General features: G+C 59.7%; 9 protein-coding genes and 1 pseudogene. 6 read left to right on the top strand and 4 right to left on the bottom strand.

Annotated elements, in window-relative coordinates:
• Positions 1 to 1907: malate synthase G (locus ACLL9E_RS05965; protein ID WP_411290824.1), on the top strand; the 1907-nt coding region annotated here is incomplete at its 5' end.
• On the opposite strand, the gene ACLL9E_RS05960 is transcribed toward ACLL9E_RS05965, so the two are convergent.
• Positions 1904 to 3076, bottom strand: coding sequence for a M48 family metallopeptidase (locus tag ACLL9E_RS05960; RefSeq protein WP_411290823.1), 1173 nt, complete (start codon positions 3074 to 3076; stop codon positions 1904 to 1906). The two genes, ACLL9E_RS05965 and ACLL9E_RS05960, sit on opposite strands and share 4 nt — an antisense overlap.
• Positions 3077 to 3198: 122 nt before the next feature.
• Positions 3199 to 4152 (bottom strand): thioredoxin-disulfide reductase, encoded by a 954-nt coding sequence (gene trxB, locus ACLL9E_RS05955; protein WP_411290822.1) that lies wholly within the window; start codon positions 4150 to 4152, stop codon positions 3199 to 3201.
• Positions 4153 to 4308: 156 nt separating this feature from the next.
• Between trxB and ACLL9E_RS05950 the strand changes: the two genes are divergently transcribed.
• Positions 4309 to 4626, top strand: coding sequence for a 2Fe-2S iron-sulfur cluster-binding protein (locus ACLL9E_RS05950; protein ID WP_411290821.1), 318 nt, complete (start codon positions 4309 to 4311; stop codon positions 4624 to 4626).
• Positions 4627 to 4900: 274 nt separating this feature from the next.
• Here ACLL9E_RS05950 and ACLL9E_RS05945 read toward each other — a convergent pair whose 3' ends face one another.
• Positions 4901 to 5707, bottom strand: a complete 807-nt coding sequence (locus ACLL9E_RS05945) for an NUDIX hydrolase (RefSeq protein WP_411290820.1) — start codon at positions 5705 to 5707, stop codon at positions 4901 to 4903.
• A 121-nt stretch (positions 5708 to 5828) separates the two neighbouring features.
• Here ACLL9E_RS05945 and ACLL9E_RS05940 point away from each other — a divergent pair, with 121 nt between their 5' ends.
• A complete protein-coding gene (locus ACLL9E_RS05940) occupies positions 5829 to 6458 on the top strand; it encodes a DUF4126 domain-containing protein (protein ID WP_411290819.1) in 630 nt (209 codons plus the stop codon).
• An 85-nt stretch (positions 6459 to 6543) separates the two neighbouring features.
• Here the strand turns inward: ACLL9E_RS05940 and ACLL9E_RS05935 are convergent.
• Positions 6544 to 7143, bottom strand: a pseudogene (locus tag ACLL9E_RS05935) (murein L,D-transpeptidase catalytic domain-containing protein); the annotation flags it as partial.
• 348 nt (positions 7144 to 7491) lie between these two features.
• Here ACLL9E_RS05935 and uvrA point away from each other — a divergent pair.
• From uvrA to ACLL9E_RS05920, 3 genes are all read left to right on the top strand, one after another.
• Complete coding sequence (gene uvrA / locus ACLL9E_RS05930; protein WP_411290818.1) at positions 7492 to 10524, top strand: excinuclease ABC subunit UvrA; 3033 nt, start codon at positions 7492 to 7494, stop codon at positions 10522 to 10524.
• 75 nt (positions 10525 to 10599) lie between these two features.
• Positions 10600 to 11166 carry a hypothetical protein gene (locus tag ACLL9E_RS05925; RefSeq protein ID WP_411290817.1) on the top strand — a complete coding sequence of 189 codons (567 nt, stop codon included), beginning with the start codon at positions 10600 to 10602 and terminating at the stop codon, positions 11164 to 11166.
• Positions 11167 to 11777: 611 nt separating this feature from the next.
• Positions 11778 to 13361 carry an alkaline phosphatase gene (locus ACLL9E_RS05920; protein WP_411290816.1) on the top strand — a complete coding sequence of 528 codons (1584 nt, stop codon included), beginning with the start codon at positions 11778 to 11780 and terminating at the stop codon, positions 13359 to 13361.
• The last annotated feature ends 63 nt before the right edge of the window (positions 13362 to 13424 follow it).

The following is a 13424-nucleotide window of genomic DNA, read 5'->3' as shown; positions in this document are numbered from 1 at the left end:
CGCGCGACGACATTCAGGCTCAGTTGGACGATTGGCACCGCGCGCATCCCGGTCCGATCACCGACATGCAAGCCTATCAGGCGTTTTTGCGGGAGATCGGCTACCTGGTCGCTGAACCCGAGCCCTTCAGTATCGCCACGCAAAATGTCGATACGGAAATCGCGACAATGGCCGGGCCGCAGCTTGTGGTGCCAAGCCTTAACGACCGTTTCGTCCTGAACGCCGCGAATGCACGTTGGGGCAGCCTGTATGATGCTTTGTACGGCACCGATGTTTTGTCCGCGCCCGCCGCACGGCCCGGTGGCTATGATACCGCCCGCGGCGCTGCGGTTGTTGCTTATGCGCGCGACTTCCTCGACACGGCCATCCCCGGTTGGCAGGCAGCTTTGTCCGGCGGGGCGTGCCCCTATTTTGTCGCCAAGGCGCAAGACGGAGCATCCACCCGCTATGTATTCAAGCATCATGGCCTGCACGTCGAAGTTCAGGTAAACCCGAACCACCCCGTTGGCGCAACCGATGATCTGCACGTCGCTGACGTCATCCTGGAATCGGCACTGACGACCATCATCGATCTCGAGGACTCAGTCGCCGCGGTCGATGCCGATGACAAGGTTGCGGCATATACCAACTGGCTCGGCCTGATGCGCGGTGACTTGGTCGCCAGTTTCGACAAGGGCGGCAGGACCGTAACCCGCGCGCTTGAGCCCGACCGCGACTATGATGGCCTGACGCTGCCCGGACGCAGCCTGATGTTCGTGCGCAATGTTGGGCATCTGATGACCAATCCAGCGGTTCTGCTCGCCGACGGCAGCGAAGCGCCCGAGGGGATTTTGGACGCATTGTTCACATCGCTCTGCGGTTTGCATGATCTCAAGGGGCTTGGCACACACCGCAACAGCCGCGCTGGCAGCATCTATATCGTCAAGCCAAAGATGCATGGCCCGCAAGAAGCAGCGTTCACCAACGACCTGTTCGACGCGGTTGAAGATGTGCTTGGCCTTGCGCGCCATAGCATCAAGGTCGGCGTCATGGATGAAGAACGCCGCACCAGCGCCAATCTCGCCGCATGCATTCACGCCGTCCGCGACCGGATTGTGTTCATCAACACGGGCTTTCTTGACCGCACCGGTGACGAAATGCACACCGCGATGCAGGCTGGCCCGATGATCCGCAAAGCGGAAATGAAGTCATCCTCTTGGATTCAAGCTTACGAAGCGCGCAATGTCCAGATCGGCCTTGCCTGCGGCCTCAGCGGCAAGGCACAGATCGGCAAGGGCATGTGGGCAGCGCCCGACATGATGGCCGATATGATGGCACAGAAAATAGGCCATCCCAAGGCCGGCGCCAACACCGCATGGGTGCCATCGCCGACTGCTGCAACGTTGCACGCGATGCATTATCACCAGTTCGACGTTTTTGCGCGGCAGGCGGAATTGGCCAAGGAACCCACGCCCAGCCTCGAACCTTTACTGACCATTCCCGTTGCGCCAGTTGGCCATAACTGGTCCGACGAAGAAGTGACCCAGGAACTCGAAAACAACGCCCAAGGCATATTGGGCTATGTCGTCCGCTGGATTGACCAGGGCGTTGGCTGTTCCAAGGTGCCGGACATCCACGACGTCGGCCTGATGGAAGACCGCGCCACCTTGCGTATCTCGTCGCAGCATATTGCAAACTGGCTGCTGCACGGGATCGCTTCCGAGGCGCAAGTTGACGCTGCGCTCATTAAGATGGCCGCCAAGGTTGACGCCCAAAATGCGGACGACCCTGTGTATGAAACGCTAACGGGGGACAGCCTTGCGCTCAAGGCCGCCCGCGCGCTGATCTTCGAAGGCGTTGCGCAGCCCAATGGCTATACCGAGCCGCTGCTGCACAAATTCCGTCAGGAAAAGAAAGCCGGGGCTTAAGGCTTCGGCGCCTTTTTAAGCTGCTGCGCCTTCCAATCCATCGCGCGGCGCACCCGCGTTTCAACAGATGGATGCGAGTAGAAAATCGCCTCCTGCAATGCCGAAGGCCGCGGGTAACGATATTCTGCGGTCTTTACCAACGCCCCTGCCAATGCGTCCGGCAGGTTGGCCGTCCGCAGCGAATATGCGTCGGCTTCGCTCTCGCCCACGCGCGTCACGCTGTTCAACGCTGGCTGCGCCAGCACGCCAAGCACAGACACGATCAACAGCAAAATCGGCAGACCTTCGGGGTCACCGACTTTAGCCGTGCTGCCAAACCACGCGGCTACCCGATCGAACAGGCGATCCGCCAAATAGAAACCAAGCATGGCAATAAACACGATCAGGAATATAATGCGCCAGACGTGGCCAAGGACGTAATGGCCGATTTCATGACCCGTCACGGCTTTCACTTCGTCAAGTGAGGCCTTGTCCAGCGCAACGTCGGAAATCGCTATCCGCGCCGTGCCAAATACGCCCGAGACATTCGCGGTGAAATTGTTTGACTGCCGTGAACCGTCGAACATCAGCACGCGGTCATGGGGTATTCCAGCCTCATCCGCCATTATGAGCAGCGCAGTGCGCACGGGCCCGTCGGGAACTGGCTTATATTCGTTGAAGATGGGTTCAATAACGATCGGCGACAACAATATTGTTGCCGCAACCGCGAAGGCCGCCAATCCACCCGACCAGATCCACCATTTTTTCCCTGCGCGCCGGATAAGCGCATAAACACCAAGGAAGAACAATCCGCCGAGGACGCTCGACAACAATGTGCCAATGGCATCCTGCGCGATGAAATCGCCGAAAGACTGGCTCGTGCGGCCATAGGATCTTTCAAAACCCCATTCTTCGTAAATGCCCCAAGGCAGGCTGATTATTGCCGAGACCAGAAAAAAGACTACGCAGATTACAGAAGTCCGAAGCGCCCAACTCCGATTTTGCAGAATTGATGCGAGCCGTTTGAGTATACCTGAGCGAACGATAATCCACGTGACGATAGCGGTAACAAACAACCCGACAAGCAGGTGCCATTGACCGGCCGCCGTATAGGCTGCAGACTTCTGCAATGCCTCCGGCCCCAAGCTGTCAATGTAGCGTGCGGTTTCGGCTGCTGGATCAAATAGCATGAATGTCCCCTCCTATTAGCTGTATTAGGTAGATGATACAGCACGAGGGCGCAACAGATTAAATGACGGTGTTCGAACGCTTTCTATAACTTCCGGGGTGCAGATGACCGGAAGCGGCAGCCTCACGCAACAGCGTCGATAAACCGTTCCGCATCGAGCGCGGCCATGCATCCAGTACCGGAACTCGTGCACGCCTGACGGTAGATGTGGTCCATGACATCGCCGCAGGCGAAGACGCCGGGAACACTGGTCTCGGTCGCCTGCCCCTCGAACCCGCCGCGCACCTTTATGTAGCCGCCGGCCATATCGAGATGCCCTTCGAATATGCCGGTGTTCGGCTTGTGCCCGATGGCAATGAAGACACCGTGCAGTTCGATATCCTGCGTGTCGCTGCCATCTGTTGCAGCGATCCGCATGCCGGTCACGCCCATATTGTCGCCCAAAACCTCATCGAGCCTGTGGTTCCACTTGATTGTGACCTTGCCTTCGGCCTCACGCGCGAACAGGCGGTCCTGCAGGATTTTCTCCGCCTTCAATTTGTCGCGGCGGTGCACCAGGGTCACATGACTTGCGATGTTTGCGAGGTACAAGGCCTCCTCAACCGCAGTATTGCCACCACCGATGACCGCAACCGGCTTGTTCCGGTAGAAAAAGCCATCGCACGTTGCGCACGCCGAAACGCCCTTGCCCATGAAGGCGGTTTCGCTTGGTAGGCCAAGATATTGCGCGCTTGCGCCGGTCGCGATGATCACCGCGTCCGCCGTATAATCGCCTGCCCCGCCAGTCAGCACAAAGGGCCGCTTCGAAAAATCGACCTTTTCGATGTAGTCATTTTCGATCCGGGTGCCGAAACGCTCCGCGTGCTTGCGCATCCGCTCCATCAGCTCCGGGCCCATCACACCCGCGTCGTCGCCCGGCCAATTGTCAACCTCGGTCGTCGTCATCAGTTGCCCGCCGATTTCAACGCCAGTGATCATCATCGGCGTCAGGTTAGCGCGCGCGGCGTAAACTGCGGCGGTATATCCTGCGGGGCCGGAACCAATGATAACAACAGGGGCGTGACGATTTTCGGTCATGAATGGTCTTTCTGATTCTATAGGTTGCGGACATAGGCATTCGCGGCGCGCTGGCCAAGGGCAGCGCCGGACTTATCCCCATTAAATTAGGGCTTCACATGAGCAAATACGCCACCTATCAGTCCGACAACATTCAGGTTTTACAGGAGCAGCTTCATGGCCAAGGTCACGGTAATTTCACGCAACGGCGATGGCCGCGAGGTCGAGGCGGAAAACGGCCTGTCGCTGATGGAAGTGATCCGCGACAATGGTTTTGACGAATTGCTCGCCTTGTGTGGCGGCTGCTGCTCATGCGCGACCTGCCATGTCCATGTCGACCCGGCCTTCGCTGACCGCTTGCCCAAAATGGGCGAGGACGAAAACGACCTGCTCGACAGCACCGACCACCGCAACGAAACCTCGCGCCTGTCGTGCCAGATCCCCGTCAGCGACGCGCTCGATGGCCTGATCGTGACAATTGCGCCGGAGGATTGATTGGGGGTCGTTTTGTTACGCGACATCCAAACCCACTACTCGTCATCCTGAACTTGTTTCAGGATCTATCGCGCAGCAATCTCAGGGCTTGAATGACTAAATGGACCCTGAAAAAAGTTCAGGGTGACGAGACAGCTGGACACTGCGTGCGACAAAATTATTCGTCATCCTGAACTTGTTTCAGGATAACAAACAACGGTCGCATGTAATCCTGAAACGAGTTCAGGATGACGAGGTCGGAAAGGCGGAGTGCTTAAAACAAATTCCGTTCTCCCTACCCCCGCATGGCGCTGTCCATGGATTCCTCCAGCACCGGATAGCCATGGCCATCGGGAATACACAACCAGCTTCCGTCCTCGCGCTTTTCGACATAGGTCAGCACCGTGGACACCGGATGCGCAGCGGCATGGGCAGCGGCAGCATCGAAATCTCCGAACATCGCCAGTCGTTCCAGATTGCGCCGTGTCGGGAAAATCACCTTCACATCGCCCCGTTCCGATTTTTCGAGAACCTGCGCGGCAGTCGCCCAAAACAGCATCCGGTTTTCGGTCTGGTCCACTGTGGCGAGCGGCGTCGTGTTGCCTGCGTCGACCAGATAGAAACGCGTGTCGAACACCCGCGAGGCGCGCTCAAACGCTGGTGGACGCCAGCGCGACCATGGCACCAATTGATCAAGGTCCGGTTCCCAGCCAAAGCGGTTGCAGACAGCCTGAAGGCTTTCCCCGTCATGCAAAGCCGCGCGCGCATCGATGCAGTTCGCGGCGTCGGAAACACCTGACAAGCCAAGTGCCAATCCGGCTTCCTCAATAGTCTCGCGGATGGCAGCAAGTCTCGCGGCTGCCTCATCGAGCGGCAGTGACGACTTCAGCATCCCCGCATAATCAAAGTCAGCAGGATCAACTTTACCACCCGGAAATACGGCAGCACCACCTGCAAAGGCCATCGCCTTGACGCGTTCGACCATCAACAACAATGGCGCACCCCCATCGGGATTTTCGCGGAAGATGACCATCGTTGCGGCCGGTGTGGCAATGGGCAATGGTTCACCACTGATCGGGTGATTTGTGAGTTCGGTTTCCATGCTTTCACTCAAGCATGCTTTAGATACGGGTTGAAGCGGAAAGTTCTTTTGGCCCTATTTTGCAGGTTCATTGCATCGCGGCGGCATCCGTGTCAGCCTGAACGCAATTAAAGGAGGCGACATGGGTGTCATCGAAATATTGGGTCTCGCGGGAAGCCTCAGCCTGTTGTCGGGCTGGCGTTTTTATCTGACCATTTTCGCGACCGGATTGGCGATGCATTTCAATATCGTGCCGCTGCCGGAAAATCTGCAGATGCTCGATGTTCTGGCGAACCCTTGGGTACTCGGGATCAGCGCGCTTGGTGCCGTTGCCGAGTTTTTTGCGGACAAAATCGCGTGGCTAGATTCGATCTGGGACGGGTTGCACACGATCGTCCGGCCAGTTGGTGGTGCGATGCTGGCGTTAGCGGTCGTCGACAGTTCAGACCCAGCCTGGCAAGTCATCGCATTCCTGCTTGGCGGCGGCGCGGCCTTTGCCAGTCACGCGACCAAGGCAAGCGCCCGGGCCGCCGTCAACACCAGCCCTGAACCGTTCAGCAACGTTATCGTCTCAACCGTTGAAGATGTTGCGACAGGTGGCTTGCTGGTGTTGGCATTCGCCAACCCCGTCGCCGCTCTGGTTATATCGCTTATTCTGCTTGGTCTTGCGATTTGGGCATTATGGGCGGGCTATCGGGCGTTCCGCCGGATGTTTCCGAAGTCGCCGTCACCGCCGTCGCAACTGGGGCCGCAGGCTGGTCCGCCGGAATAACCGCGCCCGTTCCTGCGGCAAATGTGACTGTTGCCGTGGGCGGCTTTGGCGCTGGCCGCGTACTCCCGAGTCCAGCGTAGATAAATCCGCCATTCTCCAGCGTCTGGAGGATCAACTCGCGCTTGTCGGGTTCGACCACAAAACACCCCTCGCTTGACCCCGGGCGACCGCGCATGGCGACGTGCTGGGCGTTGAAATAGCGGCGATGTTCGGGTGCGTAGCTGTGCACGACGATATCGCGCGCACGCATCTGGCTGTTGCTGGCCTCCAGCCCGTCGAGCCGCAACGACAGACCGTTAATCCCTGCGTATCGCTCCGCACCAAGCGCCGCGCCCAACGAGGATGTAAAACTCTCCTCAACATTGCTGAAGAAACTGGCATAGCCATCGTCATCGGGATCAGAGCCAATGCCGTGCGCCACGCGGATGGGCCTGTCCAACCCGTCACCGTCACGCAGATCGACGCGATACAGCCGCGGGTCGCTGCTATGTTTGGCAAAGTCGACAACGACAATCACGGCTGGCCCTGCTGTCCGGCCAAAGCTGCAAAAATGCCCTCGATATTTGTTCAAGGCGGCGGCGAACAACGCGGCCTCCAGACGTTGCCGGGGAAGTGTCGATGCTGGTGCATAATAATTGTCGGTGATCGTGCCTTGCGAGGTCTGCAATGCGGCGCAGTCGAGCATCGGTCGCGCAGGTGGCATGCCCAACGGCGCTTGCCCGTCGGTGTTTCCAGTTCCCTGCTGGAAGACTATTGCCGGGGCCGAAGGCGCAGGCGCGGCGTCCTGAGCCACCACCGGAGATGCGGCCAGAAACAGCGACGCAATAATGCATTTTCGAACAGCCATAATATTCTTCCGTCTGACAATCGTCGAACGTTCAACAATACACGACCCCTTTTGCTCCATTATGCTGCAAATGCGAACAAACGCAAGATGATGGAAAAGCCTGCCTTGAAATTGCTGGTGCGTTGGCCCATTTCGTTAATAACGCACCCCTTGCGCTTTTAGAACAAATCTGGAACAAGTTGAAATATGTCACTCACCCACATCAAGGTGCGCGGTGCGCGCGAGCACAATCTCAAGGGCGTCGATATCGACCTGCCACGCGACAAGCTGATTGTTATCACTGGCTTGTCCGGTTCGGGCAAATCCAGCCTCGCGTTCGACACGATCTATGCCGAGGGGCAGCGCCGCTATGTCGAATCGCTAAGCGCCTATGCGCGCCAGTTTCTCGAGATGATGCAGAAGCCCGATGTCGAGCATATTGAGGGGCTTTCGCCGGCCATCTCCATCGAGCAGAAGACCACCAGCCGCAACCCGCGATCAACCGTCGCGACCGTCACCGAGATTTACGACTATATGCGCCTGCTGTGGGCGCGTGTTGGCGTGCCTTATTCGCCGGCGACTGGCCTGCCGATCACTGCGCAGACTGTCAGCCAGATGGTCGACCGCGTGATGGCCCTGCCCGAAGGCACCCGCGCCTTCCTGCTCGCGCCAGTGGTGCAAGGCCGCAAGGGCGAATATCGCAAGGAACTCGCCGAGTGGCAGCGCTCGGGCTACACCCGCGTCCGCATCGACGGCGAACTCTACGCCATCGAAGAGGCGCCTGCGCTCGACAAGAAATATAAGCATGACATTGAGGTCGTCGTCGACCGGATCGTCGTCAAGGACGGCATCCAACAGCGGCTGGCGGAAAGTTTTGAAGCGGCGTTGAAGCTGGCCGACGGCTTGGCGTTTGTTGACCTTGCGGATACGACGGTTGCGGAGTTGGCGGCGCAAAACCCCGATCATGTGCCAAGCGCCTTCGGTGAAGCCCGCGCGACCTTTTCTCCCCTCCCGCTTGCGGGAGGGGCCGGGGGAGGGCAAATAAGCGAAACCGAAGACAAGTCACCCTCCCCTAACCCCTCCCGTACACGGGAGGGGAACATGAAGAATGTCGGCCTCCCCGCCAACCGCATCGTGTTTTCGGAGAAATTCGCCTGCCCCGTCTCGGGCTTCACCATCGCCGAGATCGCGCCGCGCCTGTTCTCCTTCAACGCGCCGCAGGGTGCTTGCCCCGATTGCGACGGCCTTGGCGAGCGGCAGGAATTCGACCCGCAGCTTGTGGTCCCCAACGAACATCTGTCGCTGAAAAAGGGCGCGATTGTGCCCTGGGCGAAGTCGAACCCGCCAAGCCCTTATTATATGCAAGTGCTCTCCAGCCTCGCGAAGGCCTATGGCTTCAGCCTCGATTCCACGTGGGAAGACCTGGCGCCTGAACAGAAGCTCATCATCCTCCACGGCACCGGTGGCATGCCCGTCGAGCTGACCTTCAAGGACGGGCGCAAGGAATATACCGTGCGCAAGGCGTTCGAGGGCGTCATCGGCAATCTCAACCGCCGCCTGCTTCAGACCGACAGCGCGTGGATGCGCGAGGAGCTGTCGAAATACCAGACGTCGCAGCCCTGCGAGACCTGTCACGGCGCGCGGCTCAAGCCCGAGGCGCTGAGCGTCAAAATCGCCGGCGTCGACATCGCCACGCCCACGAAGATGTCCGTCGGCGATGCGCTCGACTGGTTCGGCAGCGTCGACCAGACGCTCACCAACCAGCAGCAGCAGATTGCCAAGGCCATCCTCAAGGAAATCAACGAACGGCTGGGCTTCCTCAACAATGTCGGGCTCGATTATCTCAACCTCGACCGCACCAGCGGCACTTTGTCCGGCGGGGAAAGCCAGCGCATCCGTCTCGCCAGCCAGATCGGCAGCGGCCTGTCGGGCGTGCTCTATGTGCTCGATGAGCCCAGCATCGGCCTGCACCAGAAGGACAATGACCGCCTGCTCGCAACGCTCCGCCGCCTGCGCGACCTGGGCAACACCGTCATCGTCGTCGAGCATGACGAAGACGCAATCCGCACCGCCGACTGGGTGGTGGACTTGGGCCCCGGCGCTGGCGTCCATGGCGGTACCGTCATGGCCGAGGGCACGCTGAAGCAGATCCTGAAATCAAAGGACAGCCTGACCGCCGCGTACCTCAACGGCACCCGCGAGATCGCGGTCCCCAAGACACGGCGCAAGGGCAACAAGAAGAAGCTCACCGTCCACAACGCCCGCGCCAACAATCTGAAGAATGTGACCGCAAGCATTCCCTTGGGCACGTTCACCTGCATCACGGGCGTATCGGGATCGGGCAAATCGAGCTTCACCATCGACACGCTCTACGCCTCGGCCGCACGCAGCCTCAATGGCGCGCGCGTCATCGCTGGCGCGCATGACAAGGTCACTGGCCTTGAACATTGCGACAAGGTCATCGACATCGACCAGTCCCCCATTGGCCGCACGCCGCGGTCGAACCCGGCGACTTATACCGGCGCGTTCACCAACATCCGCGACTGGTTCGCGCAATTGCCCGAAAGCGCCGCGCGCGGGTACAAGCCGGGACGTTTCAGCTTCAACGTCAAGGGCGGCCGTTGCGAAACCTGCAGCGGCGATGGCCTGATCAAGATCGAGATGCACTTCCTGCCCGACGTCTATGTGACGTGCGAGGAATGCAACGGCAAACGCTACAACCGCGAAACATTGGAGGTCAAATGGAAAGGCATGAGCATCGCTGACGTCCTCGACATGACGGTCGAAGACGCGGTCGAGGTGTTCAAGGCCGTCCCGCCCATCCGCGACAAGATGGCGATGCTGGCCGAGGTTGGCTTGGGCTATGTCAAGGTCGGGCAGCAGGCCACGACCCTGTCGGGCGGCGAAGCGCAACGCGTGAAGCTCGCCAAGGAACTCACCCGCCGTTCCACCGGCCAGACGCTCTACATCCTCGACGAGCCAACCACCGGCCTCCATTTCGAAGACGTCCGCAAATTGCTGGAGGTCCTCCACCGCCTCGTCGAACAGGGCAACAGCGTGGTGGTGATCGAACATAATCTCGACGTCATCAAAACCGCGGACTGGGTGATCGACCTCGGCCCCGAGGGCGGCGTAAAGGGCGGCGAGATCGTTGCGGAGGGTACTCCGGAGGATGTGGCGAAGGAGCCGAAGTCCTACACCGGGCATTATCTGGCGCCGATGTTGGAAAAGGCGAAATAGCCACTTTCCCTTACGGCTTCCGTTCCTCTGCGAAAGGGTGTACGCTCGGGTCTCACGGGATAGGAGGGACCCCCCATGATACAGCATCTGAAAACGGCTACGGCGTTGACGACCACGGCTATCATCATCTTGTTCTGGGCCGGATCAGCGCAGGCTGCGAGCGATTATCTGTTGAAGATTGAAGGTGTGCCGGGCGAAAGCCGGGTTGCCGGCGCTGGTGGCGGCGCGTTGCCGCATGTCAAGAAAGAGAAATGGATTGAGCTGATTTCAGTCCAGTCCGGCGCTGAAATCGCGCCCGATGGCTCGGCCCGCGCCACAGGTTACGACGTCAAGACGATCAAGACCGCGCGCGAAGCTTCGTCAGGAATGGCGACGGGCAAACGCATGCACAAGCCCATGCCCGTGGCATCGCCGAACGTTGACACCGAAACCGCCGCCCTGCTGCTGCCCGCGGTTCAGAAAATCCGCGAAGCCACCGCCCGCATGACGCCATGGGCGGGCTGCACAGCGGGCCAGACGATGGACGCCATTTCAATCCAGCAGGTGTCGACCGGCAAAGAGGGCAAAATCCTCGACCCCGTCCTGACCACCTGCGCCGCAGATTCGGTGAGCTTCAACTTCACCAAGATCGAGTGGAAATAAAGGGCACCTCCTCCCGATTGTAGCGGGCTTTAGAAGGCCGTTATCGGGACGGGAAAACTCCCCCCTTGCAATGTAGGATTTCGTCTGTCAGCGTAGACCCTCAACATCGGTAACCGCCCAATAGCTGCAGGGGCATGCAATCAGCCGGCGATGCATTAATTGCCCGCGCTTCACGCGATACGCGATCCCACGCTGTAATCGGTCTCCGTTTCTTTGTCCCACCCCAAGCCCTATGCAAATGCGTTTAGGTGAGACTTTAGTGTGACTTTCCGCCCGTAACCCGCAGACTTCCGTTGGCCTCCGCTCCGACCGCTTCACGCGCACTTCCATTTATTCTTCCTTCGTCATGCTAAATTTGTTTCAGCATCTTACTTCGCCATCCTGAACTTGTTTGTGCGTTGCACGCCTGCGGCTCCAGGATCTTACTTCTCCAGGTCGTTTCAATAGTAAGATGCTGAACCAAGTTCAGCATGACAGGAAAAGCGAGCATCCCCCACAGCCCCTCGCCAAGGGAAAATGACGGGTGTAGACAGATCTGGTCGGACAATCATTGTCACGCGCCGGTCATGTTGGTCTGCGATGGCGCGAACGAATTTTTTGGGGAGTGTAGAATGCGTAAATTGTCATCCACCCGGTCAGTCACCTTTGCGCTGGCGTCCTGCCTTGTCGCCGCGCCGCTTCTGGCGCAGGCCGTGCCTGCTGCGCCCGCTGCCCCCGCGCCAGCGCCTGCTGTTCCTGCCGCCGCACCAGCGCCAGTCGCCGTCCGCATCGGCACGCCACCGATCACCACCAGCGAGGGGTATCTCAAGGCTGGTGCGGCGGAGCTCGCGCGGCTTGAGGCGGACAAGCCCAACAACCGCAAGGCGCGCAATGTCATCATCTTCATCGGCGACGGCATGAGCGTCACGACGCTGACCGCTGCGCGGATCTATGAGGGGCAGCAAAAGGGCGTCGACGGAGAGTCCTACACCGCGCAGATGGACCGCCTGCCCTACACCGCCCTGGTCCGGACCTATTCGCATGACGGCCAGGTGCCCGACAGCGCGCCGACCGCGACCGCTTTGGTTGCGGGCGTCAAGACGCTGAACGGCGTCATCGGCGTCGGGCCGCAAGCCATCGAGGACAATTGCAAGGCGACCGAGCCCTATAAGGTGCAGTCCCTGTTCGAGCTGGCCGAGGACCGCGGCCTTGCCACTGGCATCGTCTCGACCGCGACGATCACCCATGCGACGCCCGCCTCCACTTATGCGCATACGGCGCAGCGCGACTGGGAAGTCGACGCCAATATGCCTGCCGCGGCGAAGGCCGAAGGCTGCATCGACATTGCGCGGCAGATGGTCGAATGGCCGCATGGCAATGGCCTTGACGTGATGCTTGGCGGGGGACGCCAGCATTTCATGCCGAACAATGCGGCTGACCCGGAATATCAGACCAAGATGGGCAAGCGCGCCGATGGCAAGGACCTAATCGCAACATGGCAGGCGGCCAACCCCAAGGGCGCTTATGTGTGGAATACCGAGGGCTTTGCCGGGGTCGATGCGAAGAAGGCCAGCAAGCTGCTTGGCCTGTTCGAGCAGTCGCACATGCAGTATGACGCAGACCGCACCGCGACCGGATCGAAAGAGCCGTCGCTTGCCGAAATGACGAGCAAAGCGATCGAACTGCTGGCGAAGAACCGAAAGGGCTTTGTCCTGATGGTCGAAGCTGGCAGGATCGACCATGGCCATCATGGCGGCAATGCGCGCCGCGCGCTGCAAGATACCGTCGCGTTGAACGACGCGCTGAAGGCGGCGATGGACAAGGTCGATATGCGCGATACGCTGATCATCGTGACGTCCGACCACAGCCACAACTTCACGATGGCGGGCTATCCCGAGCGCGGCAACCCGATGCTGGGCAATGTCGTCGACCAGAAAGGCAAGGCTTCGCTGGCGCTTGATGGCAAGGGGTACACGACCCTGAGCTATGCCAATGGCCCGGGCGCCGTCACCACCGCGGCGCGGCCTGACCCGTTGACGCAGGACACGCAGGCGCTCAATTACAAGCAGCAGGCATTGATTCCGCTGCCGTCGGAAACGCATAGCGGCGAGGATGTCGTGGCGCGTGCGGCGGGGCCAAAGGCCTATCTGGTGAAGGGCACGATCGAGCAGAACACGATCTACCAGATCATGCGCGCAGCGCTTGGCCTGAAATAGAGTATGGCTTAAATAAGCGGGGTCAATAAAAACCCCGTCCGGGGGAGGGTTCCGGACGGGGTC

Origin of the sequence: Sphingorhabdus sp. (assembly GCF_046596595.1) — a bacterium.
In the GTDB taxonomy this organism is placed as follows: domain Bacteria; phylum Pseudomonadota; class Alphaproteobacteria; order Sphingomonadales; family Sphingomonadaceae; genus Sphingorhabdus_B.
Note: the sequence above shows the minus strand (reverse complement) of the source record. Positions and strands in the feature narration are given on the sequence as shown.

Bases quoted from the DNA above. Each gene is read 5' to 3' on its own strand.
- ACLL9E_RS05960 (WP_411290823.1), bottom strand. From the start codon at position 3,076: ATGCTATTTGATCCAGCAGCCGAAACCGCACGCTACATTGACAGCTTG.
- trxB (WP_411290822.1), bottom strand. From the start codon at position 4,152: ATGACCGAAAATCGTCACGCCCCTGTTGTTATCATTGGTTCCGGCCCC.
- ACLL9E_RS05950 (WP_411290821.1), top strand. From the start codon at position 4,309: ATGGCCAAGGTCACGGTAATTTCACGCAACGGCGATGGCCGCGAGGTC.
- ACLL9E_RS05945 (WP_411290820.1), bottom strand. From the start codon at position 5,707: ATGGAAACCGAACTCACAAATCACCCGATCAGTGGTGAACCATTGCCC.
- ACLL9E_RS05940 (WP_411290819.1), top strand. From the start codon at position 5,829: ATGGGTGTCATCGAAATATTGGGTCTCGCGGGAAGCCTCAGCCTGTTG.
- uvrA (WP_411290818.1), top strand. From the start codon at position 7,492: ATGTCACTCACCCACATCAAGGTGCGCGGTGCGCGCGAGCACAATCTC.
- ACLL9E_RS05925 (WP_411290817.1), top strand. From the start codon at position 10,600: ATGATACAGCATCTGAAAACGGCTACGGCGTTGACGACCACGGCTATC.
- ACLL9E_RS05920 (WP_411290816.1), top strand. From the start codon at position 11,778: ATGCGTAAATTGTCATCCACCCGGTCAGTCACCTTTGCGCTGGCGTCC.